This is a genomic window from Selenomonas sp. CM52, from assembly GCF_000292955.1.
In the GTDB taxonomy this organism is placed as follows: domain Bacteria; phylum Bacillota; class Negativicutes; order Selenomonadales; family Selenomonadaceae; genus Selenomonas.
The window spans coordinates 1-25,892 of the sequence record NZ_ALNM01000034.1 but is presented as its reverse complement, the minus strand read 5'-3'; the positions used below and the strand labels follow the sequence as shown (position 1 = coordinate 25,892).

The following is a 25,892-nucleotide window of genomic DNA, read 5'->3' as shown; positions in this document are numbered from 1 at the left end:
AACACTTTGTCAATTCATGCGTGCTCTTCTTCCTGTTCGAGCAGGTCGAGAAGCTGCGAGATGTTCTTCTTGCCGAAGTAGAATTTCGCGTCGTCGTCGATGAAGAAGCACGGCACGCTCATGATGTTGTACTGCTCCTTGATCTCGGGGAAGAGGCTCAAGTCGTAGACATCCGTCTTGACATGCGGGTTGAGGGTCGCGATGCGCTGAGCGCTCGTGACGAGTTCGGGGCACATCGTGCACGAGAGGCTGACCATGATGGTGATATGGTGATCTTCCTTGATTTTCTCAATACGCGCGAGATCCTCGTCGGCGACCTTCTGTCCGGCGCTCGAAGCGTTGTAGAGACCGAGCACGAAGCTCGTGAACTCGTGCCCGCCCGGGACGCCGTGGAAAGCGAGTCCCGCCCAGCTGCCGTCCGCATTGTAGATGCGCACGTTCGGCACGCCCATGCCGCCTGTGATCTCGACGGACAGCTTGTCCGTCATCTGTGCGAGCTGCGTCATGAAGTCGAGAAGCTCGCTTGAGCGCGGATCGTCACTCAGCGCGACCTCAAGGTGCAGAGGACGCTCCATGCGATCAAAGACCGTCATGAGCTGCTTCTTCATGTCGGCCGTGAAGGGGCCGGTCGTCGGAGCCGCTGCCTCTCCCTTCCCCGTGTCCTTCCCCGTGTCCTTCGCCGTGTGCTGCACGGCGCGGCACACCTTGTGCTTCGTCTTCCGCCCCGTCTTCTCCTCCATCTTCATGGCGTACTTTTCCATCTCGGTAGCGGCGAGAGCGCCGTCGCCCGTCGCCGTCACGACCTGCCTGAGCGGCTTGATGCAGACGTCGCCCGCCGCATAGAGTCCTTCAACCGTCGTCCGCTGCTGGCGGTCGGTCACGATGTAGCCATGTTCGTCCAACTCCGCCAGTCCCTTGACGAGATCGGTCGACGGCTGGTAGCCCGCGAACACGAACACCCCGAAAGAATCCCCTCCTTCGGGTGTGAACACCGTGCGCTCGCTCGTGGCGAGGTTTTTCCATGTGAGCTTGCGCGGCAGGGCGTCGCCCTCGACCGACTCAACCTCCGTCTGGAAGTGGATCGAAATCTTCTCATTATCGCGTGCGGGCTGCGCCGTCGCAGGAGCGCATGTGAAGTCTTCCTCGCGCACGAGGATCGTCACATGCTTCGCGTACTTCGTGAGGAATACGCTCTCCTCCGCCGCTGCAAAGCCGCCGCCGATGACGAAGACGTCCTTGCCCGTGAAGAACTCGCCGTCGCACGTCGCACAGTAGGCGACGCCGTGCCCGCGAAATTCCTTCTCGCCCGCAAAGCCGATCTGGCGCGGATGTGCGCCCGTCGCGAGCAGTACGGTAAAAGCTTCATAGTCGCCGCGGCTCGTATGCACATGCCAGGTATCGCCCTTCTTTTCGAGCGAATTGACTTCGGCGAGCAGAAATTCCGCGCCGAAGCCTTCCGCCTGACGGTGCATCTTCGCCGTGAGGTCAGCGCCGCTCGTAGGGTCGCTGCCCGGATAGTTCACGACCTCCGCCGTCAGGGCGATCTGACCGCCGAAAGTCTCCTTCTCCACCACGAGCACACGGCAGCAGGCTCTTGCCAAGTAAAGCGCGGCGGTCAGCCCCGCAGGGCCGCCGCCGATCACTACTGCATCATAAAGCTCGCTTACTTCCGCCGCCATCTCAGAGCGCTCCCACGAGGTCGAGCGTCGGCTTCAGCGTCTCGCCGCCAGGCTGCCACTTCGCCGGGCAAACCTCATCGCCATGCTCCGCGACGAACTTGCATGCCTGCAGCTTCCGCAGAAGCTCGTCCGCGTTGCGGCCGACGTTGCCCGCGTTCACCTCGTAGGCGACGATCTTGCCCTCGGGGTTCACGATGAACGTGCCGCGCTCGGAAAGGCCGGCGTCCTCGATGAGCACATCGAAGTCACGCGCAAGGACGTGCGTCGGATCGGCGAGCATCGGGTAGGTGATCTTCTTGATGCGCTCGGAATGGTCATGCCATGCCTTGTGCACGAAGTGCGTGTCGCACGAGACGGAATAGACCTCGCAGCCCGCTTCCTTGAACTTCGCGTAGTTGTTCTCCAAGTCTTCAAGCTCCGTCGGGCAAACGAACGTGAAGTCTGCCGGATAGAAGAAGAATACGCTCCACTTGCCGAGCACATCCGCCTTCGTCACCGTGCGGAAGGCCTCATTCTGGTAAGCCTGTACAGCAAAATCTCCGATTTCCTTGTTGATCAACGACATTTTCAATCACTCCTAGCGAATAATTATTATTTGTTAGCTGATAAATAAAGAATACCACAGCATACGGCGGCTGTCAAGCATTTTTTGAAATAAATTTTCATTCACGTCTGCTGTTCCTTCCTTTGAGAGATTCGCGCCGCCTGAAAAGGCGCATGACTCCCCCCGTAAGGGCATGCACGACGGTGGCCGCGAAGCGAAGTTCACAGACAGCCATCTGCTTCCATCCTCCAGTTGGTCGATCCTCCTCTTAAAATTCGCTAAGGTTCAGCAATATTCCTTCTTGCGGGAAAAAAAAGTTACGACGCGAAGCCCGAGAGATTCTGCCATCTCGTGCGCTTCACGAAAGGCGAAGCCGATCGCGGCCGCATTGTGCGCATCCGAGCCGAGCGTCACCTCGCGCCCGCCCATCTCGCGGTAGCGACGGAAGATCGGCACGAGCGACGACTTGCCCTGCGGCGCGTCGAAGCGGCGCGTGTTCAGCTCAAGCACGGTATCCGTCTCAATGATGGCTGCGAGCACCTCGTCGATTTCTTCGCCGTAGGCCGCATAGGTCAGTTCCGTATCAAGGTAGGCAGCATAGCGTGCGATGTAGTCGATGTGCGCGAGGATGTCGATGAACTCGCCGTGCGAGCGCACGCAGTGCGCCATCGTTTTGAGGTAGAGCCGGTAGACCTCGTCCTTTTCGCGCCCCTCGTAGAGCGTCTCATAGTAGAGGTCGAAGCCCATGAGCGTGTGGATTGAGCCGATGACCTGATCGAAGGGCGCTCGAAGGAGGAAGGCGCGATTCTTGTCGGCAAGGCCTTCCTGCATGCCGAGTTCAACGCCGAGCCGAAGCCGTTCTCCCTTGCCGCGAAGCGCTTCGTACTTCTTCCAATAGTCTTCGGGCGAAAAGGTGAAGTCCTTCTCGCCCGGAAAGTCCATGTCCTCGTGTTCGGTGAATACCGCGCCGATGCCGAGCTTTGCGGCCCTTTCGAGCGCATCCTCGGCCTTCATCGCGGAGTCAGCGGAGACTTCCGTGTGCATGTGACTGTCGAATATCATCGTTCTCCCTCCGTTTGCATGGCAGAAAAGGCGTCGGCAAGGCGCGCGAACTCGGCAAGACTCAGCGTCTCGCCGCGCCTTTTCTCGTCGATCGCGGCCACGTCCAGCGCACGGCGCACGGCATCCTTCGACGCTCCCGTGCCGAGGAGCGCGTTGGCGAGCGTCTTGCGCCTCTGTCCGAAGGAGGCGCGCGCGACGCGGAAGAACATGCGCTCGTCGGTTACCTCTACAGGCGGTTTCTCGCGCTTTTGGCACGCGATGACGGCGGAGGCGACCTCGGGCGCAGGAATGAAGGAGCGCGGCGCGACCTCGCGCACGATGCGCGGCTCCGTATGGTACTGCACGGCGACGGAGAGCGCACCGTAGATCTTCGAACCGGGCGCGGCAATCATGCGCTCTGCCACTTCCTTCTGCACCATGGTCACGATGTGCGTGATGGGCAGATTCTGCTCAAGGAGTGCGAGGAGGATCGGCGTCGTGATGTAGTAGGGCAAATTCGCCGCGACTTTGAACGGCTGATTTTCCATGAGGGCGCGGATGTCCGTCTTCAAGATGTCGCCGGGCACGATGCGCAGATGATCGTAGGCGGCGAGCGTCTCGGCGAGAACGGCGGGCAGCTTCTTGTCAAGTTCGACAGCGGTGACGTGTGCGCCAGCTTCAAGAAGCCCCTGCGTCAGCGTGCCGATGCCCGGGCCGATTTCCAAGACGCGGTCGCCGTCTTCAATTTCCGCCGCCGCCACGATGTCCTTGACGACAGAGCCGTCGACGAGGAAGTTCTGCCCGAGCCGCTTCGAGGCGCGAAGGCCGAAAGCCTTCAGAATGTGGCGCGTGACGGCAGGACTGGCAATCTCGGGAGCGATCATAATGCGCCTCCTTTCGCGGCTGCTTTCGGCTCGTCATTTCGCACGGCAGCCGTTTCAGCGCTGCCTTCCTCGTTCCGTACAGCAGCCGTTTCAGTACCGTCCTCCAATGCCAGCGCCGCCTCGAACTCCTCGCGCGTCACGCCGTAGCTGTTGAGGCGCTTGCAGAATGTGCGCGCGTTCGCCCAGCCGATGCCGAGCCGCTCGCCGAGCCGCGCGCGCCGCCGACTCGCATCCTCGCCGCCCGAAAGCCCCGCGAGGATGAGATCTCGGCTCGTAAAGACTTCGCGCGGTGCGATCGTGCACGTGCGCACCTTGGCGAGTGCGCGGCGGATCGACTCAGGCGAGGCCTGCTCGACGCCGATGTCGCCCTTGGCTGTCGCCTCCTCCTTCGGGATGAAGGCATGACCCGCCTCGGGGAATCTCTTCGCGAGAAAACGCCTTATGCGCTCGCCCGCCGAGTCGGGATCGGTGAGGATGATGATGCCGCGTCTCTTGTACGCCGCCTCGATGTCGGCGAGCGCACGCCTGCCCAGCGAGAAGCCGCCCGTCACGATGCAGTCGGCGTCGAGCGCCTTTCGGACAGCAACGACGTCCATCTTTCCTTCCACAACAAGAACTTCTTTCAGCATATCTTTCCCTTCCACAAAGGGGCTGTGCATAAGCCCCATTCGACTCATGCACAGCCCTCGTTCACAGCAAATCATATTCCGCCTTCCACGGGGGCGGTTTTGCGGGCGGCGCACGATTGTACGTTTATGCGTACATTCCTCACAGGATGCGCCGCACCGCTTCGTAAATTTTTTCATGCACCGCCTCGCGCGAAAGCGGCTCGCCCGCCTCGCTGCAGCGGACGCGCTGCCAGCCGCAGCGCGCGGCAAGATTGACCGACGCCCGATGGCAGCGCACGAGGTAATCCTCGTCGCGCTCGTGAATGTCCCGTGCCGCGCCGCTTGCCGCCGCGCGCGCCGCGATAAGGCGGCGGCTCACGGCAGGATCCATGTCGAGAAAGAGGACGAGATCGGGGCGCGGCAGCGCGAGCTTTTCGTACTCGAAATCCTCAAGCCACGCGAGGAAAGCCTCGCGCTCGGCCGCATCCTCAAGCTTCACGGCCTGATGAACCATGTTCGCCGTCGTGTAGCGGTCGGCGAGGATGATCGCGCCCGCCTCAAGATCCGCACGCCATTTCGTCTGAAACGACGCGTAGCGGTCGACGGCAAAGAAGGCAGATGCGGCGTAGGCATTGACTTCAGACGCACGTTCGCCGAAATCGCCGCCGAGGTACATGCGCACGAGCGCCGACGACGGCGAAGCGTAGTCGGGAAACTCGACCTGCCGCACGCAGCGGCCTTCGGCGATGAGCCTTTCCCTGAGCATCTTCGTCTGCGTCGCCTTGCCCGAACCGTCGCCCGCCTCCAAGACGAGGAGTTTTCCCTTCGCCTGCAAGATTCCAGCCTCCTTCACACTTCCGCGATTTCCGCCCTTGGGGCAGATCCGGCGCTCACTCCACGCATGGCACATGGAGGATGAACTTCGTGCCCCTGCCGAGATCACTCTCAAGCTCGATGCCGATCGCATGCTGCTCAGCGATCCAGCGCGCGATCGAAAGCCCCAGTCCCGTGCCGCCCGGCGCATCCTTGCCGCGCGTCCGCGCGGAATCGACGCGATAGAAGCGCTCGAACACCTTGTCCTGATGCTCCTTCGCGATGCCGATGCCGTTGTCGGCAAGCGTCAGAACCATCTCACCCGAGCCACGGCGCAGCTCGATCGTGATGCGGCCGCCCTTGGGCGTATACTTCATGCTGTTTTCGAGGATGATGCGCATCATGTGCTTGATGAGCAGTGGGTCGGCGTAGACCGCGCCCGGTTCATTTGCAAGAAGCTCGACCTCGTGCCGCGTCGCGATGAGCGCCATCTTCTTCACGACATCCTCAACCAGAGGCGCGAGTTCCAGTCGCTCCTTGTGCATGGCGAGCCGCTTCTGGTCAGCGCGTGCGAGGAACAAGAGCTTCTCGATCAGCCCCTGCATGTCCTCGGCTTCGGAAGCCATGGCAGCGAGTCCCTCTTCGAGCGTTTCGGGATCGCTTGCGCCCCAGCGGCGCAGCATGTCCGAGTAGCCGCGGATGACCGTCACGGGCGTCCGAAGCTCGTGCGAGGCATCGGACACGAAGCGCCGCTGCTGCTCGAATCCCGCCTGTATGCGGTCGAGCATGTGGTTGAACGTCTCAGCAAGCTCGGCAAGCTCGTCCTTGACGGGCGGCACAGCGATGCGTCGACCAAGGTCGGTGACCTCAAGGGAACGCGCCGCCTGCGTCATCGTGCGGATCGGCCGCAGGATGCGGCAGCTGATGAAGTAGCCCGCGGCGAGCGCCAGAACGATGCCCGCGAGATTCGTGATGGTCAGCACCTTCTGCAATGTCGTGAGGAAGTGGCGCTCCGCTGTGATCGTGCGGAAGAAGTGCAGTACATAGGTGTGCCCGCTCTGGTTGATGATGATTTTGTGGTAGTAAATTTGTGTATTGCCAATGGTAGAAACGTACATCGCCGAATTCGCCCAAAGCGGCGGATGCTGGTCAATGTGCGCCTCGACGAGGCGGATGGACGGGTAGTGCGTATCCGACTCGTAGACGACGGGGCTGTCCGCCCCCTCCGTCACGCGCAGCACAACACCGGGCATCAAGAGATCATCCTCGTAGACAGCGAAGGCGAGCGGATAGCGACGGCGCATGTCGGGTGCCGTCTCGTTAAAAATCTCCGTACCATGCTCGATCGCGGAGAGCACATGCTCCTGCGATCGCATAAGCTCAATCTCCGCCTGGTGGTAGAGGGAATAATAGATGCCGATGGCGGAAACGATGCTCGTGAACACGAGCACGAAAACGAGCACCGCCGCATAGACGAGCGTCAGCCACGTCGATATGCGCATGTGGCGCGAGGAGCGCAGGCGGGAAAGTGCACGCCAGAGCCGCCTAGCCCTTGATCGCATAGCCGACGCCCCGCACCGTGTAGATGTACTTGTCGTCGAAACGCTCATCAATCTTTGCACGCAGATAGCGGATATAGACGTCAACCACGTTCGTGTCGCCTACGTAGTCATAGCCCCAGACTTCCTGCAAGATCTGGTCGCGCGTGAGAACATTGGGCTTGTTGCGCAGCATGTATTCGAGAAGTGAATACTCCTTCTTCGTCAGTTCAACAAGATCGCCCTTGACGCGCACCTCGTAGCGCCCCGGATAGAGCACGAGATCCTTGACGGCGAGCACGCGCTCGTCGCGGTTACCCGCCTCGTTCGCCTTGTGCACGCGAATCGCCGCGCGCACGCGGGCCAGCAATTCCTGGATGGCGAAGGGCTTCGTGATGTAGTCGTCCGCGCCGATGTCGAGTCCGTTGACCTTATCCTCGACATCGTCCTTCGCCGTCAGCATGATGATTGGCACGTCGCTGATCTCGCGCACGCGGCGGCAGACCTCAAGGCCATCCATATCGGGCAGCATGATGTCGAGGAGAACGAGATCGTACTGCTCCTGCACGATGCGCTCGTAGGCGCGGCGTCCGTTTTCCTCGGATTCCGTCTCGAAGCCCTCGTGCTCCAGCTCCATCTGCAAAAAGCGCGCGATGCGCCTCTCGTCCTCGACGATCATGATCTTCTTCGGGGATTCTGCCGCCTCCGCCGCACTCACTGCTTCCGCCGTTGTGCTTTTCGTTGCTTTTTCTGCCTTTGCTGCTCTCGCCATGCTGTATCCTCCTGTTCTTCACTGCGTCCTGCGCTTCTTTCGTGCGGACGCTTCATCTCATCACTCTCGGCGGCTTATAGGAAGCACGGACAAACCCACGCATCCTATAGAAGTCGCTCGCGAAGGAGCGACAAAAAGCTTGCAGCCGCCGCTGAAAGCGGTCGGTCGCGTTTCCACGCGATCACCGTATGCGTCAAGATCTCAGGCTCGACGATCCGCTTGCAGACCATCGCCTCATCCGTCAGAAGGCTCTTCGCCGACTGCGGCAGGATCGCCGCACCGAGTCCTGCTTTCGCCGCCAGGACATCCTGTACGATGCTGTCGCTCAGGCACAGGATGCGCGGCTCGAAACCTGCTTTTCGGCAGGCGGTAAGAAAGATGCCCTGCCAACGAAGCGGGATGATGATCGACTGCTCGGCAAGCTCTGCGAGCCGCACGAAATCTTCGGCCGAACCGCAGGGCGCCGTGCGGTTCATCATCGCCGCGAGCGGTTCGTTTGCGAGCACGATGGACTCGTAGCTCTCGCGCTCGACCTCCGTGCGCGTAATGGCGATCTCGATGAGTCGGTTGTCGAGCATGTCGAGAACGCGTGCGCCCTCAGCCTCGAAGATCTGGAAGGTCACGCGCGGATGCGTTTCGTGAAACGCCGCCAAAAGCCCCGGCACGAGATTCGCGCCCGAGCTTGTGATCGTGCCGATGCGCACCTCGCCCGCTGTGCCTTCGCCCACGTCCTGGATCTCGCGCACCGTGCCATCGACGAGGCCTAGAATCTGCTCGACGCGCTCCTTGAGCACGCGCCCCGCCTCCGTCAGTCGGATGCGGCGGCTGCCGCGCTCGAAGAGCTTCACGCCGAGCGCACTCTCCAGCCGCTTCATCTGCCTCGACAGCGCGGGCTGCGCCACGGCGAGCCGCCCTGCGGCATGGCTGATATTGCCTTCCTCCACGATCGCATAAAAGGCGCGCATGTCCTTGATGTCCATTCTTTCTTCTCCCCTTCGGCGCCAAAGCGCCCGTGCAGCATCCAGCCGCCGCACAGTGTATACGTCTTTTATTATATGGGGGAATCTTTCGCAAGGCAAGTGAATTTCCGATGAAAGTCCAAGAAGTCAAGCCCGAAGGGCGCAGACCGATTGGCAAACTTTCATTCAGGACGGCGCACAATTTCCACACAATGGACGTTTGTGCGTGTAATTCCTCATATACCGCTCCAAAACACAAAAAAGGCGTCATCCCCGAAACGGGACAACGCCTGCCTTCATCACTGGCGGAGAGTGAGAGATTCGAACTCTCGATACAGGTTTCCCCGTATACACGCTTTCCAGGCGTGCTCCTTCAACCACTCGGACAACTCTCCAATGCTTGAATCTGCCTGCGGCAAGCCGCAGTCGATATGAAGTTTTCGTCAGCCTGCAAACAAGGCTGCGCAACAAGGATGAGTATACCATTTCCCATGCGGCTTGTCAATCGCAAGTTACAGGGAAATTACAGCGGGTAAATGAAGTGACATCGTAAATTCCAATGCTTCTTGCCCGTACTCCTATCGGCTTTCTTAGAGTAAATCCCACAGACTTACATCAGCGGAAGTTACTTTGCGAAGTTACGCCGTTCCATGAAAACTCTCTATACATGCGGCGATGTGCGCCGCCGCTCTTTTCAGCTCCTCCTCCGTGTGCGTCGCAGCCAAGGCGACGCGCAGGCGAGCCGCCCCCTTCGCCACTGTCGGGTAGCGGATGGCGGATACGAGGATGCCCTGCCGCTCCAAATCCTTCGCTATTTTCACCGCCAGGGACTCTTCGCCGATGATGAGGGGCACGATCGCCGTCTCGCTCCGGACTTCAACGCCATTCTCGGCAAGCGCCGCGCAGAACACACGGACATTTTCCTGCAGGCGGGCGCAGCGCTCTGGCTCTTCCTGCAAAAGCTGCAGCGCTGCGGACGCAGCGGCGAGATTGGCGGGCGATTGGCTCGTCGAGAAGATAAAACTGCGAGCTGTATTCTTCAAATAGTCGATCAAGAGTCGACTGCCGCAGACGTAGCCGCCCTCGCTCGCCAAAGCCTTCGACAGCGTCCCCATCAGGACGTCGGGCTTCTCCCTTAAGTGAAAATGCTCGCATATACCGCGCCCCGTCCCGCCGATCACGCCGGTCGAGTGCGCTTCGTCCACCATGCTCCAGACATGGTACTTTCGTGCAAGTTCCAAGATGCGCGGCAGATCGGCGATGTCGCCGTCCATGCTGAACACCGCATCGGAGACGATGACGCCCGGACACTGAGCATGGGCGGCGAGCTTCTCCTCCAAATCCTTCATGTCGCTGTGGCGATAGACAACGGTCTTGGCGCGGCTCAAGCGACAGCCGTCGATGATGCTCGCATGGTTGAGTTCGTCGCTGAAAAAGACTGTGCCTTTCTGACCAAGCGCGGAAAGGATGCCGACATTCGCCATGTAGCCCGTATCGAAGAGGAGCGCCGCCTCCGTCCCCTTGAACGCCGCCAGCTCCTCTTCCAGCTTCGTGTGCAGAGGAAGCGTGCCCGTCGTCAGCCGCGAGCCGCCGGAACCGCAGCCGTAGCGCTCGACGGCCTCCTGCGCCGCCCGCTTGAGGCGCGGATGATCGACGAGCCCAAGGTAGTTGTTCGATGCCAGGAGCAGCTTTTCCGCACCGCCGACCGTGACGTGCGCGGCCTGCGCCGAGTCGATCTCGTGCATCTCGCGGCATAGATTCCGCTCCTTTTTCGCCGCCAGCTGCGCGGCGAGCCTTTCTGCCATATCCTCACGATGCGCGCCTCCCGCCGGGCTGTCCGGCACGCCTTGCACGAGCACGCATTGCTTTTCCAGATAGCGAATCGTCTCGGCGACGCCGCCGCGCGGGCCGCGATAGAGGAAGATGCGCCCGCCGTCGGGCGATCCCGCCTCCTTGAGCTTCGTGATGCGGCGATAGCCGAGCGACGGCGCCGCCACATAGCCCGTCACATAGTCGGGATCGTCGGACACGCAGATCTCCGCGACGATGTGCGGCGCATGGACGACCTTCGTCGCGAGGACGACGGCTTCGGCGAAGTGGTTCTTGCAATCGGACGCCCCTTTTGCAGTACGTTCGGCGTCCATGTACGTCGCACGCAGGCCGCGTTCGGCGTCCGGCTCCAAGCGTTCGAGCGTGTCCGCATCGAGCAGCATTGCGCCGCGCATCCCATACGTCTCGGAAAACTTCGCGAGGATGGCTTCGCCGTTTTTCAAACCAAGTTTTCCCAAAGCGTCGATAATCACGCGCCGCCCCTCGGCAGGCGTCTCAACCTCGACCGTCGAGACGGGAAGCGCGGGCAGATGCTCCACCGCCTCGGGCGCGATCGACTCCACCTTGAAGTTCACGAAATCTGCCCTGCCCTTGGCGTGGTGCAGGGCGCGCGAAAGAAGCGCCGCCAAATGTTCCGGCAGTTCCTCCTCCTGCAAGATTTTCTCCGCGCCCGACACGTGCTCGCGCTTTCCCGCGCTCTTTTCCGCCCGCATCTTCAGACTGTAAAGCGCCATGCAGAAACACTCCTTTTACTCCTTTTATCAGTGCTTCCTATAGGATAGACCTTGTTTATTTTATTGTCAACTTTATTTATTTTACAGTTGACAATACTGCGCAAAACGTGTACGCTGAAACAATAAAAAGGAATCACAGGTGCGATAAAGCCGTTCGACTCACCCGTGATTCCGTAAAAAAAGGAGCGTTTCCCATGAAAAAACTTGCCGTTTCCACCTCCGACGTGACCGAAATCGCCCTGCTCGCCGCCCTGATCACCGTCACGGGAGCCATCAAGCTGCCGAGCCTGGCCCCAGGGCTGGAATTTCAGCTCTCCGCCCCGCTGGCCGTCGCGATCTGCGCCGTCTTCGGCTTCAAGCGCTACATTCTGGCGGGCGTCCTGTCGAGTCTCGTCGGCCTCCTGCTCGGCACGCAGAACCTCTTCAATGTCGCCATCGCCATGCAGTTCCGTCTCGTCGTCGGGCTCGTCTTCGTACTTTTCGACCGCCATTATTGGACGGTGGCGCTCGCAGGGCCGCTCGGCACCTTCACAGCCCGCATCACGCTGAGTTTCGTCGTCGGCAAGGGCGCATGGGCGCTCGTCGCGGCGGCTCTTCCCGGCATGGTCTTCACGCTCTTGGCTGCGCCGCTTCTCGTAAAAATCCTCGACCGCATCGCGCGGCTCCGCCGCACAGCGGACGCGCGGGTCTGAGCCGCAGCCGCCCTAGCAGATGCGCGGCACGAGATTGCCGAGCGGCATGTCGACGATGCGCAGGCCGCCGAGCGCCGTCCTGAGTGCGACGATGCCCGGCTCCTCCGCCGTCGTGCGGCCGATGCAGCAGGCGTTCCTGCCGTAAGGATGCTCGCGCATGGCGGCGAGAAGCGCCTCGGTTTCCTCGGGCGCGCAGAAGGCGATCGCCTTGCCCTCGTTCGCCAATTCCAGCGGATCGAAGCCAAGAAATGCGGCGATGCCCTCGACCTCTTCGCGCACGGGAAGCGACTCCTCGTCCAGGATGACGCCGACCTGTGCCGCACATGCGATCTCGTTCAAGACCGCCGCCGCGCCGCCTCTCGTCGGATCTCTCATGCAGGCGATCGAGGGCGCGGCGCGTCGCATGAGGGCGGCGAGGTCGCCTAAGGGCGCACAGTCGCTATGAAGCGTTGCGGGGATCTCGATGCCGTGACGCTCCGCCATGACGGTCGCTGCATGATCGCCGAGCGTTCCCGAGAGAATGACGTCCATATCCGCCCTGACATTCTGCGGCTCCATCGCGCGTTCGATCTCGCCGAGTCCCGCCGTGTTGATGTAGATGCCGTCCGCCGCACCCTTGCCGACGACCTTCGTGTCGCCCGTGACGATGGCGACCTTCGCTTCTGCCGCAGCCTCCTTCATCGAGTGCAAAATACGCCTGAGCTCCTCGATGGAAAGACCCTCTTCCAAAATCAAGGCGCACGAGATGTAGCGCGGCACGGCGCCCGTCATCGCGAGGTCGTTGACCGTGCCGCAGACGGCGAGCTTGCCGATGTCGCCGCCGGGGAAGAAGCGCGGCGCGACGACGAAGGAATCCGTCGTGAAGGCGGTCTTGCCGCCGAGGTAGAGCGCCGCGCCATCGTGCATTTTCTGCAGGAACTCATTGCCGAAGGCAGGCAGGATGACGCTCTCCATCAGCGCCTGGCTCAGGCTGCCGCCCGCGCCGTGCGCGAGCGTGATCTTCTCATTTTCCAAAGTGAAACCTCCCTCGGCCGTACTTGTACCAGGCGGCGCACACGCCCTCGACCGACACCATGCACGGCCCTACGGCGTGCGTCGGCACGCACGCCTTCGCGAAGAGCGTGCAGTCCGTCGGGCGCACCGCGCCGCGCAGAACCTCGCCGCAGCGGCACGCCGTCTTCTTCTCCACGCGCTCGACTTCGACGGGCAGTCGTCGCTCGGCATCGAACGCGGCGAACTCCTCGCGCATGCGAAGCCCCGAGCGCTCGATGACGCCGAGACCGCGCCACTCGTCCGCCGCCTCCTCGTAGACGCGCGCGAGGATGGCGAGCGCGGCGGGATTTCCCTCTTCGCGCACGACGGAGCCGTACTCGTTCTCGATGCGGGCTTCATTCGCCGCCGTCTGCCGCACGAGCCGCCAGACGGCGCGCAGGATCGCGAGCGGCGTGAAGCCCGCGACGACGCCGGGCTTATGCGCCTCATCAGCGAGAAAGGCGTAGGGGCGCGTGCCTGTGACGACGCATGCGTGCCCGGGCAGCAGGAAGCCGTCGACATGCACATCGGGGTCAGCCAAGAGGAGCTTCACGGCAGGCGGCACGAGTTTCTGCGCCGACAAGACGCAGAAGTTCTTCAGTCCCTCCTCCTTTGCCGAGAGCACCGCCGCCGCCTCGGTCGGCGCTGTCGTCTCAAAGCCGACGCCGAGGAAGACGACCGTCTTTTCGGGATTCTCCCGCGAGGCGGCGAGCGCGTCGAGCGGCGAGTAGACGACGCGTAAACATGCGCCCGCGGCACGCGCATCTGCGAGGCTTTCGCGGCTGCCCGGCACCTTGAGCATGTCGCCGAACGTCGCGACGATGACGTCCTCCATCTTCGCGCAGGCGATCGCCTTGTCCATGTAGGCATCGCTCGTCACGCACACGGGACAGCCGGGGCCGGAGACAAGCTCGATATTCTCGGGCAGAATCTGCCGAAGTCCCGCGCGGAAGATGGCGACCGTGTGCGTGCCGCAGACCTCCATATAGCGAAGATGCCTGCCCGCGGCAAGGCGCTCGATGTCAGCAAGGAGCGCCCTTGCCGCTTCCTTTTCTTCTTGCGGCGTGAGTTTCTTCAAAGCATTTCCTCGCTTCCTACATCACCGTGCGCGGCGCACCCTTCATCTCGGCGAGCAGCGCGTACGTTTCTTCGGCGTCTTTTTCCTCAACGATCTGCATGGCAAAGCCCGCATGTACGAGCACGTAGTCGCCGAGCTTCGCCTCAGGCAGCAGCATGAGGCTCGCCTCGCGCTCCACGCCGTTGACGGAGACGCGCGCGACGCTGCCCGCAATATCGAGCACCTTCGCCGGTACAGCAAGACACATCAGCCTTCGCCTCCCTTCGTCAGAAGCTCATGCGGCAAAGTCTGCCGCGCCGTGCGCATCGCCTCGCCCGCCTGCTTCATCGGCACATCGAGCGGCGCCTCGGCCTCGTCCTCTGCGACGAAGCCGCACGAAGCGCCCGCCTTCTCATGCTTCGCCTCGGCGACGCGCGTGAAGGCGACCTCGCGAGAGGCGTCCTTCGTCCGCACCTCGACGCCCCAGCGCGAGAGCACGTCGATGGCTCGGCGCTCGATCTCGGGCAGAAGCGCTTCCATCTGCGGGCTGAGCGCGACGCCCGCGCCGACGGCGTAGGGCTGTGCGCCGAGCACGACGACGTCGGGAATCGCGCGCCCCGTCACGGAAAGCGTCGCGAGCACGTCCTGGATGCCGACCTCGTGCACCGACAGCTTGTCCTGGAAGTGCGCCGAGATTCCCTCATTCTCAAAGTGAAAGAGCGTGCCCGCCTCCTTGCCGCCGTTGACGGAATCGAGCACAAGAAGGTGCTCCGTGCCCGTGATGACGCCCAGAAGCTCCGCACCGAGCGTGCCGCCGTCGATGATCTGCACGGCAGGCGGGAAGTCGTACTTCTCGCGCAGGAGTTCGGCGGCGCGCACGCCGAAGCCTTCGTCCTGCAGGATGACGTTGCCGATGCCGAGAACCGTCACGGCGGGCGTCGCCTCCAGCTCTTTTCTCGCACGCTCGATCTCTTCGGGCGATACGCCCAAGAACGCTTCACTCATCGAGCCGCCTCCTTCTTCTCACGCACATTCTTCCGAAGCCACGAGAGCCATGCGGGGAGTCCCTCGCCCGTGCGGCACGCGATCGCCATGACCTCGATGCCCGGATGAAGCGTCCGGATGTCGTCCGTCGCACTCTCCAGATCGAAGTCCGTGTAAGGCAGGAGGTCGACTTTGTTGAGGAGCGCCGCGTCGGCCTCCTTGAACATCAGCGGGTACTTCAAGGGCTTGTCGTCCCCCTCCGTGATCGACAGCACGACCGCCTTCTTGTCCTGCCCCAGCTCGAATTCCGCCGGGCAGACGAGGTTGCCGACATTCTCGATGATGAGCATGTCGAGCGAGTCGAGGTCGATGGACGAGAGCGCACTCTTGACCATCGGCGCGTCGAGATGACAGCCGCCGCTCGTGTTGATCTGCACGACGGGCACGCCGAGGCGGTCGATGCGCTCGGCGTCCTTCGATGTGAAGAGATCGCCCTCGATGACGGCGAGACACATCTCATCCTTCAGAGCTTCCAACGTGCGCTCCAGGAGCGTCGTCTTGCCCGCGCCCGGCGATCCCATGAGATTGAGCACGAATACGCCGCGCGCGCGAAAGTCTGCGGCATTCTCAGCCGCCACTTCGTCATTCATCGCCAGAACGTTCTTCATGACCTTGACTTCCATTTTCTTAGTCCACCTCCAAAGATTCCACCTTGAGTTCGCGTCCCGAGATGATTTCAAGTGCACCGTTCCTGCACGAAGGGCACAAGAAGCTGTATCGCTCGACATGCTGCTCCTTGCCGCAAGCCGCACAGCGTCCGACGAGCGGCACGCGCTCGATGTCGAGCACCGCGCCGTCTGCCGCCGTGCCTTTTGTCAGAGCCTCGAAGCAAAAGAGCAGCGACTCGCATTCCACGCCCGCCATTTCACCGACGAGCAGCTTCACGCGCGCGACGCGCTTCGCCTCGTTTTCCTCCATCGCCTTGAGCGCGATGTCCAAAATGCCCTCGGCGATCGCCATTTCATGCACCGAACTTCCTCCTATGCGAAAAGCGCCCCCTCCGGCGGCTTGCCGAAAGGGGGCGCCATCTTTCCCTGTTGAAACGATGCGGCAAAAGCGCACCGCCCGACTCAGAGCGCAGCCGAAAGGCCTCGCTCCTCGAAAATGCCAAGAATCTCCGTGAGTTTCGTCTTCGCCGGATCGTAGTCGACCGTCGTCTCGCCGTCGTGCGCGTGGATATGGACGTAGAGCACGCCCGCGAGACCCAAAAGCGCCTTTTCCGCGCCCTTCGCCGACTCCTCCGTATAGCCTTTGACATTGAACTGCAGGCGCGTATTGCCATTCGCCGCGCCGCAGCCGCATTCTTTACACATAGACCTCTTCCTTCCTCAGCTCGCCCTGCCCTTGTGCTCTTCCTCGGGGTGGCTGAGCTGGTAAGCGTCGAGCGGCTCGTGCGTCAGGATCTTCCTGCCGGAGAACATGCTCGACACTTCGCTCTCGCCCTCCATGAACTCCGCGCGGATGACCATGTAGAGATGGCCGATGGCGAAGAGGATGATGAACCAGGCGACGTAGTGGTGCACGAGGTGCACCATGAACTCGTTGCCCAAGAACGTGATGACCCAGCCGAAGAGCATGAAGGACACGCTTTCCGGCTCGTTCGCGCCGTACATCGCAAAGCCCGTCAAGACCTCGATGGCGACGAGCACATAGAGCAGCGTGTACGACATGCGCGCGATCGGGTTCCTCAAGTACGACTTGTGCTCGTAGCGCACAAAGATGTAATGCAGGATGACGTCGCCGATCGCCCGCCAGAAAAGCCCCTCCCAGAAGCGCGGGAAGAGACGGTCGCCGCGGTTCACATAGAAGCCGTAAATCCTCAGGAGGAAGGCTGCCATGAAGGTGAACGCCGCGATGAAATGGATGTTTCGGATGTTGTCCGTCGTCATGCCGCTGAACGTCGGCTCGACGGAGTAAATGAGCCAAGGCTCGGTGATCATCAATCCCGTCGCAAAGAGGACCGAGATGCAGACGACCATGATCCAGTGAAAGATCCTGAGCCAAGGACTGAAAACGTAGTAAATCCTGCGTTTGACTTCTCTCATATCACATGTCCCTGCTGCCGCGAAACGCGCGATGAACGCCCCGCTCGCGGCAGTTTCTCCTTTCCACGATGCGTGATCGTTCTATTCTTCCACCTGCAGTCCTGCATAGGGATCGGTCGTCATGATCTTGAGCGTGTCGCCGTTCGCGTTGTAGACGTGCGTGGAGCAGGCCATGCACGGATCGAACGAGCGGATGACGCGCACGATCTCCAAGGGCTTGTCGGGCACGGCGACGCGCGTGTCCATCATCGCCATCTCGTAGGCGCCGTGACCTGCCGCATCGTCGCGCGGGCAAGCGTTCCACGTCGTCGGCACGACGCACTGATAGTTCGCGATCTTGCCGTTCTTGATGACGACCCAGTGCGAGAGCGCGCCGCGCGGCGCGTCGTAGAGGCCGACGCCCTTCGCTTCCTTCGGCCACGTCACAGGATCCCACTTGTCGGATGTTGCGACGGCGAGGTCGCCGCCCTTGATGTTCGCGATGAGCTTGTCGAAGTAGTACTTCTCGATCTCGGCGTTGAGCTGCGCGTCGAGCGCACGAGCCGCCGTGCGGCCGACCATCGTCGGCAGCCAGACCTCGGGCGCGAGGCCGATCGCCTTCGACACCGCGTCCATCTGGTTGAGCATGAGCTGCTCCGCCCACGTCGGATCAGGCAGGAGGCCCTTCTTCGCCTTGACGTAGATGATGATGTAGCGCGCCAGAGGACCGACCTCGGCGAGCTTGCCGCGCCATTTTGGCGTCTTGAGCCACGAGTACTTGCCCTTCTCGTTGAGCTCCTGCCAGTTCGTCTGCGTGCCGACCTTCGGTGCCGTGTACTTCGGCTTCGTCTGTCCTGCCCACGGATGGAGATCGCTCTCCGCGCCCTCATACTCGTACCACGAGTGCTCGACGCCCTCGGTGAAGGCGACGGGATCGGACAGATCCTCCGCCTTGACCTCCGTGAAGGTCGCCGCCGCAAGACCCGCGCCGAAGTTCTCGACGACACCGTTCGAGCGGATCAATAGCTGGCGCATGAAGTCGCCGTTTCGCGTGCCCGTGTAGCTCTGATCGGGGAACTGGCCGAACGCCATGACACAATGCTTGGCGAGGCCGCCGCCATCCACCTTGCCCGCCTTGACGTAGAGCGAGCCGATGGCGAGGACATCGGGCAGATAATATTCGTTGACGAGCGTGCGCGTGAGGTTCACGGCGCGGTCGACGATGGCGAGGCGAGCCGTGTTGATCGGTGCATTGCCGTCGTCGAGGGAGATTGCGCACGGCATGCCGCCGACGACATAGTGCGCGTGCGGGTTCTTGCCGCCGAACACGACGTGCGGCGTCATGATCTCACGGTGCTTGTCGAGCATCTCAAGATAGTGGACGACCGCGATGAGATGCACCTCGGGCGGCAGGATCTTGTAGTCGGGGTGATCCCACCAGTTCGCCGCAAAGATGCCGAGCTGCCCGCTCTTGACGATCTGCTCGATCTTCTGCTTGAATGCCGCGAAGTATTCAGGCGTCGCATTCGGGAAGTCCTTCGGATACGCTTCCGTATTGAGCCCCGCAGGGCCTGCGAGCGGCAGGCGCAGCTTTAGGATCTCACGCTGCAGGTTCGCCGCCGCGACCGGATCTGCCGCCAGAGCCTCGACGGGGCTGACCCAGTCGAGCGCGTGCAGATGATAGAAATGCACGAGATGATCCTGCACCGTCAGGCAGCCCGCCATGATATTGCGGATATAGTTTGCGTTCGTCGGGATGCGGATGCCGAGCGCATCCTCAACGGCGCGCACGGAACACAGCGCGTGTGCCGTCGTGCAGACGCCGCATATACGCTGGATGTACGCCCACGCGTCGCGCGGATCGCGCCCGTTCATGACAAGTTCGAGGCCGCGCCACGCCGTGCCGCTCGAAAGAGCATCCGTGACCTTGCCCGTCGCCTCGTCCACCTGCACCTCGACGCGCAGATGCCCTTCGATTCTCGTTACCGGATCGACCGTTACATGTTTCATTTATGCACCTGCTCTCTCTTCGCCTTCTCCTCTTCCTTCTCGATCGCCGCATCCGCCTTTGCGCGCTGCGCGAGGCTCAAAGCGCCGTGTACGGCGACGCCCGCCGCCGTGCCGACCGCGAGTCCGACGCCGATCTTGTCGATGCTGCCCAGAGGCCCGTACTTCGGCAGACGGTCGGAGAACGGCGCATCGTCCCAGAAGTTCGCGTTCGTGCAGCCAATGCACGGCGCGCCCGACTGAATCGGGTAGCTCATGCCTTGGAACCAGCGCATATTGCCGCACGAAGCGTACGTCTCAGGACCTCTGCAGCCGAGCTTGTAGAGACACCAGCCCGCCTTCGAACCCGCGTCGTCGAAGCGCTCAGCGAACATGCCCGCATCGAAGAAGGGACGGCGGTAGCATGTATCGTGAATGCGGTTGCCGTAGAACTGCTTGGGACGGCTCTCCATATCGAGGTCGGGAACCGAGCCGAAGAGAGCGACGTGCATGACGACGCCCGTCATGACCTCAGGGATCGGAGGACAGCCCGGGACATTGATGACCGGCTTGTTGCCCACATAGTGGCTGACGCCCGCCGAGCCTGTCGGATTCGGCGCAGCCGCCTGGATGCCGCCCGACGTCGCACACGTGCCGTAGGCGATGATCGCCGCTGCATCCTTGGCCACGCGCTGGAACGTATTGATGAACGGATGACCGCCCGACATGCAGTAGACGCCGTTGTCCTTCGTCGCAATCGCACCTTCGACGGCGAGGATGTACTGTCCCTTGTACTTTTCAATCGTCTGCTCAAGATGCGCCTCGAACGGCTCGCCCGAAGCCGCGCTCAGGACGTGGCTGTATTCGAGCGCAATCATGTTCAACACCAGGTCGGACGCCATTGGCGCCGCCGAGCGAATGAACGACTCGTCGCAGCCCGTGCACTCATGACCGTGCATCCAGATCACGACCGGCAGAGGCTTCGACTCTGCCGCCTCGACGACCTTCGAGACCATGCTCGTATCAAGCCCCATCAGAGATGTCAGCGCGACGCACCCTTTCAGGAAGTCGCGGCGGCTCAGGCCGTTGCGGAGATAACGCTCCCACATGCTTTCCCGCTTGTCCACATTACTGCCTCCTCTTTCGCCCCACCACGGGGGTATGCAGGAATACTTCTTCAAAGAGAGCGCCAGGCACTCTCCAAGGATTGCTGATTGAGTCAACCTTCCTTAATTAAAACATAATTATCCTTAGTTTTCAAGTTCTCCTTTTTCCTCAAAATTCCTGCTTGCATTCTGCATTTTTTCACACTTTTTCTCATATTAAGAAGTCAAGCCCAAGTGGCGCAGACGGATCGGGAAACTTTCATTATTTTTCCAGCCCCACGCAAAACGCCCCCGCACAAGGCAAAATGAAATCCTATGCGGGAGCGTTTGCGTCAGCTCATACGGCAACCCGTTTCACAACGCAGCGGCGCGGTGCAGCTTGAGCCTGCCGTCAAGGAAGATGTAGTCGCTGTCGTCACCTTGGATGCGCCAGTCGAGCTGCATCATGCGCTCGCCTTCCTCTTCCAAGATCCAGAAGGCCGTCGTTCCCATGGTCGAGCGATCAACGAGATCTTCGTACTTCGTGATCTCACAGCCGTTGATCTTCTGCCCCTCAACCTCCAAGATGAGTGTCCCCTTGGGGCTGAGCCATTCCCCGGCGAGGAGCTTCAGTCGCGTCTCCATGCCAGACGGCGCAGACACCGCTTCCGGCGGCGCAACCGCCGCTGCTTCCGCCCCCGCCAGGCTTGCGGTCAGAAGCAGTAGGACGCAAACGACGAACAAGAATTTTTTCCACATGACACATCCCTCCTAATACAGTTTTCCCTCAAGACTTTTCTACTATAATCTCAATTCTCTAAAAGAATGCGTTTCCCTGCTCGAAAAGAAATTTTCTAAGGAAATCCTTTCTTATGTTAGATACGCGCGCCTACTTGCGCCACACGATGACGAGCGGCCGGCCGAACTCTTTCTTGAACTGCTTGCAGAAACTCTGCATCTCGAAATCCGTAGCGCGGGTGTCGGCATCGGGCGCGGCGATGACGGAGAGCGCGACGCCCTCGGACGTTGCCGCCGCCTCGAACCCTGTGACAAGACCCTCGTAGGTCACATCGGCGGCCTCGGCGAGCGCGAGCAACGTCGCGAGCTTGCGGATCTCCTTCCATTCGGGCTGCGTGACCATCATGGCGTAACGATACGAGCGCATGATCTTGTTGCTGATGCCGTGATGGAAACCCGCGATGAAGGACGCCTTGAGCTGTTCTTTCTGCGTCATGCCGTAGAGCGGCGCGTTGTTGATGATGAAGGCGGAGTTTCGCGCGTGCTCGTAATAATTGACGATCTTGCCCGCATCGTGCAGCCACGCGGCAACGGACAGGAGGTCGCGCGAACGCTTCGGAGCACCGTGCAGGCGCCTCAGCTGGTCGAAGAGGCTCAGGGCGAGATCGTGGACGCGCCCTAGATGCTCCATGCGCCGCTCCACGCGCTTCAGATAGTTCTCTACGCTCGCCTTGAGCACGTCCTTGACGACGGGCGAGCCTGCACCGTATTTCTTGCCGTAATACTCGTAGAAGACGCCGTCTCGGAGGCCGCAGCCCGAAACAATGAGGTCTTTGCCGCCGCTGAACTCCATGAGGCAACGCGCGATCGTTGCACCTGCAACTATAATATCGGCACGCTCCGTCGAAAGCCCGCCGAACTTTCTGCGGTTCGTGCAGCTCGACTTGATGATGGCCTGGTAGCACGGCTCGAAGCGTTCGCGCGGAATGATGTAGTTGTGGATGCGCGCGAGCTGGTAGCTCGTCTTGTACTGATCCATCTTCGCGAGGTTTCGGACGGTGCCGCCGATGCCGATGACGGGCAGGCGTCTGTCCTTCGCCCAGGGAATCATCTCGCGGAACTTCTTTTCCACATGTTTCACGCACTTGTCGAGGACGCCCTGCGTCACGATGTCCTGCATGCCAAACTTGTCCGTCATCGTCACCGCGCCCAGGGGTACGGAAACCGACTCCTTGATCTTGCGGTTCGAAACGAGCGACACCTCGATCGATGCGCCGCCGAGGTCAAACTGGATGAAATCCTTCGCATCTATCGTGTTCACGACGCCGAGGTAGCCGAGGTATGCCTCGCGCTCGCCCGAGATGATCTCGATCTCGATGCCCGTCTCCTCGCGGATGCGCTCGATGAACTGCTGCCCGTCGGATGCGCTCCTCGCCGCCGCTGTCGCGACTGCGATGCAGCGCGTGACCTGCATGACCTCCATCATGTGCTTATAGACGTGCAGGCACTCAAGCGCACGCTTCACGCCGTCGGGATTGAGTTTCCCCGTCTCCGACATGCCCTTGCCGAGCCGAATCGCCTCCTTTTGCTGATATTGCAGGAAATACGAATGGTTGTCGTTGATCTGCATGACGATGAACCGAATGCTGTTCGACCCCATGTCGATGATCGCCAGATTTTCCATCGATGCTCCCCCTCGCTTTGATGCTATCTTAACCTAAGTATAGTATAGCAATTCTGCCGCGATGCTTCAAGATTTGCATGCGCCCTACGGGCTTGTCGAGGCTAAGAATTCATAGCCACAGCGGTGCTGGACAATGACTTCTAACCCTCGCCTGCGCCCTACGGGCTTGTCGAGGCTAAGAATTCATAGTACAATAACATAGTATGGATAGATAGGAAACGGGGGTGTCCCCGTTATCGACGGATCAGGAGGGAAATGTATGGCATTGATGGATACATTGAAGAAGACCGATGAGAAGATCGCTTCGGCGCTTGAGGCGGAGCTTTCGCGCCAGCGTCACAAGCTTGAGCTGATCGCTTCGGAGAACATCGTGAGCCGCGCCGTCATGGAGGCGCAGGGAAGCGTGCTCACGAACAAGTATGCCGAGGGCTACCCGGGCAAGCGCTACTATGGCGGCTGCGAGTGCGTCGACATCGTCGAGACGCTTGCCATCGAGCGTGCGAAAGAGCTGTTCGGCGCAGGCTATGTCAACGTGCAGCCGCACTCGGGCGCACAGGCGAACATGGCGGTGTTCTTCTCGCTGCTTTCGCCCGGCGACACCTACATGGGCATGAATCTCACAGACGGTGGACACCTCACGCACGGTAGCGCCGTCAACATGTCGGGCAAGTACTTCCACGTCGTCCCCTATGGCGTGGACAAAGAGACGGAGTGCATCGACTACGATGCGCTGGAAAAGCAGGCGAAGGAAGTCAAGCCGAAGCTCATCGTTGCCGGCGCTTCCGCCTATGCGCGCATCATCGACTTCGAGCGGCTCTCCGCCATCGCCAAGGCGGTCGGCGCCTACCTCATGGTCGACATGGCGCACATCGCTGGACTCGTCGCGGGCGGCATGCATCCGAGCCCGTTGCCGTGGGCGGACGTCGTGACGACGACGACGCACAAGACGCTCCGCGGCCCCAGGGGCGGCATGATCCTCACGAAGGACGCGGAATTCGGCGCACAGTTCAACAAGGCGATCTTCCCCGGCATCCAGGGCGGCCCCTTGATGCACGTCATCGCGGCGAAAGCTGTCGCCTTGGAAGAAGCGCTGCAGCCCGCCTTCAAGGAATACGCCGCACAAGTCGTGAAGAACGCCAAGACGCTTGCCGCCGCCTTGCAGGAAAAGGGCTTCCGCATCGTTTCGGGCGGCACGGACAACCATCTGATGCTCGTCGACCTCAGGAGCAAGGGCGTCACGGGCAAGGAGGCGCAGAACCTCCTCGACGGTGTCGGCATCACGGCGAACCGCAACACGATCCCCTTCGAGCCTTTATCCCCCTTCGTCACGAGCGGCATCCGCCTCGGCTCACCCGCGCTCACGACGCGTGGCTTCAAAGAGACCGACATGGAAGAGGTCGCTGCCATCATCGCGCTCGTGCTCGATCATGCGACGGACACGGCTGCGCAGGAGGAAGCAAGAAAACGCGTTGACGCCCTTTGCGAAAAATATCCCCTTTACGAGTGAGGAGGCATCCCATGACTCAGGAAAACCAGGCGGATCTCGCTGTACACATCGTCGACCATCCGCTCGTCCAGCACAAACTCACGCTCATGCGCCAAAAGGAAACGGGTACGAAGGACTTCCGCGAACTTCTCGAAGAGATCGCCATGCTCATGGCTTACGAGATCACGCGCGACCTGCCGCTTGAGGATGTAGAGATCGAGACGCCCGTCGCAGCCTGCCATGCGAAGAAGCTCGTGGGCAAGAAACTCGGCATCGTTCCCATTCTTCGTGCGGGACTCGGCATGGCGGAAGGCGTGCTGCGCCTCGTCCCCGCCGCCCGCGTCGGACACATCGGACTCTACCGTGATCCCGAGACGCTGCAGCCCGTCGAATACTTCTGCAAACTGCCGGGCGACATCAGTGAGCGCCTGTTCATCGTCGTCGACCCCATGCTCGCCACGGGCGGCAGTTCCGCCGCAGCGCTCGACCTCTTGAAGAAGAAGGGCGCGAAGAACATCGTGCTCCTCTGTCTCGTCGCTGCACCGGAAGGTGTACGCGCCGTCAATACGGCACACCCGGACATCCCCATCTACACCGCTGCCGTCGACGACCATCTCAACGAACACGGCTACATCGTCCCCGGCCTCGGTGATGCCGGTGACCGCATCTTCGGCACGCTGTAAGCCCGCACGAGCATCCACTTTGCAAGTATCGTGCAGCATCGTGCGCAGTGTGCCAAGAAACGTGCACCGCGCCCCTTTACAAGCAACAAAAGATATGGTAAACTAGCGAAGTACCTTTGAGGAGAGGTGTCCGAGTGGTCGAAGGTGCTTGACTCGAAATCAAGTGTGCAGCAATGTACCGTGGGTTCGAATCCCACCCTCTCCGCCAGATATTTCAAGGCTTCGTGGACTTTTCCACGAAGCCTTTTCTGTAGGGAGAAGGGATTTTCATGGCGATTGCAGGACCTCAGGCGCCGCAGGCGCCAACACCGCCTGCTGTTCCGGGACTTGACGCTGCATCGGAGGCAGTCGGCGGACTGCCAGACTTCGGCGCTTCCGGACAGTCGGCGATCGAGGGCGCACAGCAAAGGGCTGCCGACGCTGCACAAGCCGGCCAGGATGCGGCGGCAAACGCACGCGCGGCGGGCGAACGGCTCATGGGAACGCCCGAGCGAAAGACACAGGAAAAGACGGCGGGAGAAGAACCGGGCAAGGAGGGAAAGCTCGCGCAGAAACCGGCTGCCGCCGCGCCCGAAGCGGGCGGCACAAAGAGTCAGACGACCTCCTCCGAGGTGACAAATTTGCCGCCGGCGGCACAGGCGGTGCAGGAGAAACCGGGCACGGAGACGCGTGTGCCGAAGCCGTCCGCCGACGAGCCGCCGCAGGGCTTCGGCATGATGCACCTCGCCGTCGTCGCCGCCCTTTGCGCTTGTCTCGCAGCCATCTTCGCCTACAAGTTCCTGCACAGGAAAAAGGGCGAGCCGACGCCCGCCATGCGCGCCGCACGTGAGGCGGAGCTTCTGGCCGATCTTGAAACGATGCGCGCCGCACGCGAAAGGCGCGAATCCGACCGCGCTGCGAAGGTCGCCGCCGCCGGGCTTTCCGCCATCGCGGGCGCGGCGGTGCGCACCGCGCCAGAGGCGGCAGGTGCGGCAGAGGC

The 25,892-nt window shown here is 61.4% G+C and carries 26 protein-coding genes and 2 tRNA genes; 5 read left to right on the top strand and 23 right to left on the bottom strand.

Translation table 11 applies throughout. The annotated features are described in order from the left end of the window. Nucleotides 1-14: 14 nt before the first annotated feature. From HMPREF1153_RS09255 to bioF, 11 genes are all read right to left on the bottom strand, one after another. On the bottom strand, nt 15-1,679 hold the full coding sequence (locus HMPREF1153_RS09255) for an FAD-dependent oxidoreductase (RefSeq protein WP_009646672.1): 1,665 nt from the start codon (nt 1,677-1,679) through the stop codon (nt 15-17). Nucleotide 1,680: 1 nt separating this feature from the next. Continuing rightward, the gene (gene ahpC / locus HMPREF1153_RS09250; RefSeq protein WP_009646692.1) at nt 1,681-2,244 is read right to left on the bottom strand and encodes an alkyl hydroperoxide reductase subunit C; all 564 of its coding nucleotides are present in this window, start codon (nt 2,242-2,244) and stop codon (nt 1,681-1,683) included. Nucleotides 2,245-2,508: 264 nt separating this feature from the next. Further along, nucleotides 2,509-3,285 carry a histidinol-phosphatase HisJ family protein gene (locus tag HMPREF1153_RS09245; protein WP_009646681.1) on the bottom strand — a complete coding sequence of 259 codons (777 nt, stop codon included), beginning with the start codon at nt 3,283-3,285 and terminating at the stop codon, nt 2,509-2,511. After that, nucleotides 3,282-4,148 (bottom strand): 16S rRNA (adenine(1518)-N(6)/adenine(1519)-N(6))-dimethyltransferase RsmA, encoded by an 867-nt coding sequence (gene rsmA, locus HMPREF1153_RS09240; RefSeq protein ID WP_009646685.1) that lies wholly within the window; start codon nt 4,146-4,148, stop codon nt 3,282-3,284. Before rsmA ends, HMPREF1153_RS09245 begins: the two co-directional genes overlap by 4 nt. Further along, nucleotides 4,145-4,777 (bottom strand): ribonuclease M5, encoded by a 633-nt coding sequence (rnmV, locus tag HMPREF1153_RS09235; protein ID WP_037370448.1) that lies wholly within the window; start codon nt 4,775-4,777, stop codon nt 4,145-4,147. Before rnmV ends, rsmA begins: the two co-directional genes overlap by 4 nt. Nucleotides 4,778-4,916: 139 nt before the next feature. Next, complete coding sequence (locus HMPREF1153_RS09230) at nt 4,917-5,591, bottom strand: dTMP kinase (protein ID WP_009646687.1); 675 nt, start codon at nt 5,589-5,591, stop codon at nt 4,917-4,919. A gap of 55 nt (nt 5,592-5,646) precedes the next feature. Next, nucleotides 5,647-7,071, bottom strand: coding sequence for a sensor histidine kinase (locus HMPREF1153_RS09225; protein ID WP_009646680.1), 1,425 nt, complete (start codon nt 7,069-7,071; stop codon nt 5,647-5,649). A gap of 43 nt (nt 7,072-7,114) precedes the next feature. Beyond that, nucleotides 7,115-7,879, bottom strand: a complete 765-nt coding sequence (locus tag HMPREF1153_RS09220) for a response regulator transcription factor (RefSeq protein ID WP_009646674.1) — start codon at nt 7,877-7,879, stop codon at nt 7,115-7,117. Between the two features lie 104 nt (nt 7,880-7,983). Beyond that, entirely contained in the window at nt 7,984-8,859 is an 876-nt protein-coding gene (locus tag HMPREF1153_RS09215) for a LysR family transcriptional regulator (protein ID WP_009646690.1), read from the bottom strand. Nucleotides 8,860-9,141: 282 nt separating this feature from the next. Continuing rightward, nucleotides 9,142-9,233: transfer RNA gene (locus HMPREF1153_RS09210), tRNA-Ser, on the bottom strand. 243 nt (nt 9,234-9,476) lie between these two features. Beyond that, a complete protein-coding gene (gene bioF / locus HMPREF1153_RS09205) occupies nt 9,477-11,402 on the bottom strand; it encodes an 8-amino-7-oxononanoate synthase (protein WP_009646683.1) in 1,926 nt (641 codons plus the stop codon). A gap of 194 nt (nt 11,403-11,596) precedes the next feature. Here bioF and HMPREF1153_RS09200 point away from each other — a divergent pair, with 194 nt between their 5' ends. Continuing rightward, on the top strand, nt 11,597-12,094 hold the full coding sequence (locus HMPREF1153_RS09200) for a hypothetical protein (RefSeq protein ID WP_009646676.1): 498 nt from the start codon (nt 11,597-11,599) through the stop codon (nt 12,092-12,094). 12 nt (nt 12,095-12,106) lie between these two features. On the opposite strand, the gene hypE is transcribed toward HMPREF1153_RS09200, so the two are convergent. The 12 genes from hypE to HMPREF1153_RS09140 form a co-directional block, all read right to left on the bottom strand. Continuing rightward, nucleotides 12,107-13,108, bottom strand: coding sequence for a hydrogenase expression/formation protein HypE (hypE, locus tag HMPREF1153_RS09195; protein WP_009646678.1), 1,002 nt, complete (start codon nt 13,106-13,108; stop codon nt 12,107-12,109). Beyond that, the gene (gene hypD / locus HMPREF1153_RS09190; protein ID WP_009646677.1) at nt 13,098-14,204 is read right to left on the bottom strand and encodes a hydrogenase formation protein HypD; all 1,107 of its coding nucleotides are present in this window, start codon (nt 14,202-14,204) and stop codon (nt 13,098-13,100) included. The genes hypE and hypD overlap by 11 nt, the downstream gene beginning before the upstream one ends. 16 nt (nt 14,205-14,220) lie before the next feature. Next, complete coding sequence (locus HMPREF1153_RS09185; RefSeq protein WP_006192758.1) at nt 14,221-14,451, bottom strand: HypC/HybG/HupF family hydrogenase formation chaperone; 231 nt, start codon at nt 14,449-14,451, stop codon at nt 14,221-14,223. Next, nucleotides 14,451-15,188, bottom strand: a complete 738-nt coding sequence (locus tag HMPREF1153_RS09180) for a HyaD/HybD family hydrogenase maturation endopeptidase (RefSeq protein ID WP_009646689.1) — start codon at nt 15,186-15,188, stop codon at nt 14,451-14,453. The genes HMPREF1153_RS09185 and HMPREF1153_RS09180 overlap by 1 nt, the downstream gene beginning before the upstream one ends. Then, entirely contained in the window at nt 15,185-15,850 is a 666-nt protein-coding gene (gene hypB, locus HMPREF1153_RS09175) for a hydrogenase nickel incorporation protein HypB (protein ID WP_009646671.1), read from the bottom strand. Before hypB ends, HMPREF1153_RS09180 begins: the two co-directional genes overlap by 4 nt. 4 nt (nt 15,851-15,854) lie before the next feature. Then, nucleotides 15,855-16,196 (bottom strand): hydrogenase maturation nickel metallochaperone HypA, encoded by a 342-nt coding sequence (gene hypA, locus HMPREF1153_RS09170; RefSeq protein WP_009646673.1) that lies wholly within the window; start codon nt 16,194-16,196, stop codon nt 15,855-15,857. A gap of 101 nt (nt 16,197-16,297) precedes the next feature. Next, nucleotides 16,298-16,540: a hypothetical protein gene (locus HMPREF1153_RS09165; protein WP_009646670.1), complete on the bottom strand. Its 243-nt coding sequence runs from the start codon at nt 16,538-16,540 to the stop codon at nt 16,298-16,300. A 15-nt stretch (nt 16,541-16,555) separates the two neighbouring features. After that, the gene (gene cybH, locus HMPREF1153_RS09160; RefSeq protein ID WP_009646669.1) at nt 16,556-17,272 is read right to left on the bottom strand and encodes a Ni/Fe-hydrogenase, b-type cytochrome subunit; all 717 of its coding nucleotides are present in this window, start codon (nt 17,270-17,272) and stop codon (nt 16,556-16,558) included. Nucleotides 17,273-17,353: 81 nt separating this feature from the next. Beyond that, nucleotides 17,354-19,261: a nickel-dependent hydrogenase large subunit gene (locus tag HMPREF1153_RS09155; protein ID WP_009646684.1), complete on the bottom strand. Its 1,908-nt coding sequence runs from the start codon at nt 19,259-19,261 to the stop codon at nt 17,354-17,356. Further along, nucleotides 19,258-20,364 (bottom strand): hydrogenase small subunit, encoded by a 1,107-nt coding sequence (locus HMPREF1153_RS09150; protein ID WP_009646688.1) that lies wholly within the window; start codon nt 20,362-20,364, stop codon nt 19,258-19,260. Before HMPREF1153_RS09150 ends, HMPREF1153_RS09155 begins: the two co-directional genes overlap by 4 nt. 333 nt (nt 20,365-20,697) lie before the next feature. Then, nucleotides 20,698-21,081 carry a hypothetical protein gene (locus HMPREF1153_RS09145; RefSeq protein ID WP_009646693.1) on the bottom strand — a complete coding sequence of 128 codons (384 nt, stop codon included), beginning with the start codon at nt 21,079-21,081 and terminating at the stop codon, nt 20,698-20,700. A 130-nt stretch (nt 21,082-21,211) separates the two neighbouring features. Continuing rightward, nucleotides 21,212-22,744 (bottom strand): Ppx/GppA phosphatase family protein, encoded by a 1,533-nt coding sequence (locus tag HMPREF1153_RS09140; RefSeq protein WP_009646691.1) that lies wholly within the window; start codon nt 22,742-22,744, stop codon nt 21,212-21,214. Between the two features lie 259 nt (nt 22,745-23,003). Here HMPREF1153_RS09140 and glyA point away from each other — a divergent pair, with 259 nt between their 5' ends. The 4 genes from glyA to HMPREF1153_RS09120 form a co-directional block, all read left to right on the top strand. Continuing rightward, nucleotides 23,004-24,251: a serine hydroxymethyltransferase gene (glyA, locus tag HMPREF1153_RS09135; RefSeq protein WP_009646682.1), complete on the top strand. Its 1,248-nt coding sequence runs from the start codon at nt 23,004-23,006 to the stop codon at nt 24,249-24,251. Nucleotides 24,252-24,262: 11 nt separating this feature from the next. Beyond that, a complete protein-coding gene (gene upp, locus HMPREF1153_RS09130; RefSeq protein ID WP_009646668.1) occupies nt 24,263-24,913 on the top strand; it encodes a uracil phosphoribosyltransferase in 651 nt (216 codons plus the stop codon). 120 nt (nt 24,914-25,033) lie between these two features. Then, a tRNA-Ser gene (locus HMPREF1153_RS09125) sits at nt 25,034-25,121 on the top strand. Nucleotides 25,122-25,182: 61 nt separating this feature from the next. After that, on the top strand, nt 25,183-25,892 hold a 710-nt coding region (locus HMPREF1153_RS09120), incomplete at its 3' end, for a hypothetical protein (protein ID WP_009646675.1).

Bases quoted from the DNA above. Each gene is read 5' to 3' on its own strand.
- HMPREF1153_RS09255 (WP_009646672.1), bottom strand. From the start codon at position 1,679: ATGGCGGCGGAAGTAAGCGAGCTTTATGATGCAGTAGTGATCGGCGGC.
- ahpC (WP_009646692.1), bottom strand. From the start codon at position 2,244: ATGTCGTTGATCAACAAGGAAATCGGAGATTTTGCTGTACAGGCTTAC.
- HMPREF1153_RS09245 (WP_009646681.1), bottom strand. From the start codon at position 3,285: ATGATATTCGACAGTCACATGCACACGGAAGTCTCCGCTGACTCCGCG.
- rsmA (WP_009646685.1), bottom strand. From the start codon at position 4,148: ATGATCGCTCCCGAGATTGCCAGTCCTGCCGTCACGCGCCACATTCTG.
- rnmV (WP_037370448.1), bottom strand. From the start codon at position 4,777: ATGCTGAAAGAAGTTCTTGTTGTGGAAGGAAAGATGGACGTCGTTGCT.
- HMPREF1153_RS09225 (WP_009646680.1), bottom strand. From the start codon at position 7,071: ATGCGCATATCGACGTGGCTGACGCTCGTCTATGCGGCGGTGCTCGTT.
- HMPREF1153_RS09220 (WP_009646674.1), bottom strand. From the start codon at position 7,879: ATGGCGAGAGCAGCAAAGGCAGAAAAAGCAACGAAAAGCACAACGGCG.
- HMPREF1153_RS09215 (WP_009646690.1), bottom strand. From the start codon at position 8,859: ATGGACATCAAGGACATGCGCGCCTTTTATGCGATCGTGGAGGAAGGC.
- bioF (WP_009646683.1), bottom strand. From the start codon at position 11,402: ATGGCGCTTTACAGTCTGAAGATGCGGGCGGAAAAGAGCGCGGGAAAG.
- HMPREF1153_RS09200 (WP_009646676.1), top strand. From the start codon at position 11,597: ATGAAAAAACTTGCCGTTTCCACCTCCGACGTGACCGAAATCGCCCTG.
- HMPREF1153_RS09185 (WP_006192758.1), bottom strand. From the start codon at position 14,451: ATGTGTCTTGCTGTACCGGCGAAGGTGCTCGATATTGCGGGCAGCGTC.
- HMPREF1153_RS09180 (WP_009646689.1), bottom strand. From the start codon at position 15,188: ATGAGTGAAGCGTTCTTGGGCGTATCGCCCGAAGAGATCGAGCGTGCG.
- hypB (WP_009646671.1), bottom strand. From the start codon at position 15,850: ATGGAAGTCAAGGTCATGAAGAACGTTCTGGCGATGAATGACGAAGTG.
- HMPREF1153_RS09165 (WP_009646670.1), bottom strand. From the start codon at position 16,540: ATGTGTAAAGAATGCGGCTGCGGCGCGGCGAATGGCAATACGCGCCTG.
- cybH (WP_009646669.1), bottom strand. From the start codon at position 17,272: ATGAGAGAAGTCAAACGCAGGATTTACTACGTTTTCAGTCCTTGGCTC.
- HMPREF1153_RS09155 (WP_009646684.1), bottom strand. From the start codon at position 19,261: ATGAAACATGTAACGGTCGATCCGGTAACGAGAATCGAAGGGCATCTG.
- HMPREF1153_RS09145 (WP_009646693.1), bottom strand. From the start codon at position 21,081: ATGTGGAAAAAATTCTTGTTCGTCGTTTGCGTCCTACTGCTTCTGACC.
- HMPREF1153_RS09140 (WP_009646691.1), bottom strand. From the start codon at position 22,744: ATGGAAAATCTGGCGATCATCGACATGGGGTCGAACAGCATTCGGTTC.
- glyA (WP_009646682.1), top strand. From the start codon at position 23,004: ATGGCATTGATGGATACATTGAAGAAGACCGATGAGAAGATCGCTTCG.
- upp (WP_009646668.1), top strand. From the start codon at position 24,263: ATGACTCAGGAAAACCAGGCGGATCTCGCTGTACACATCGTCGACCAT.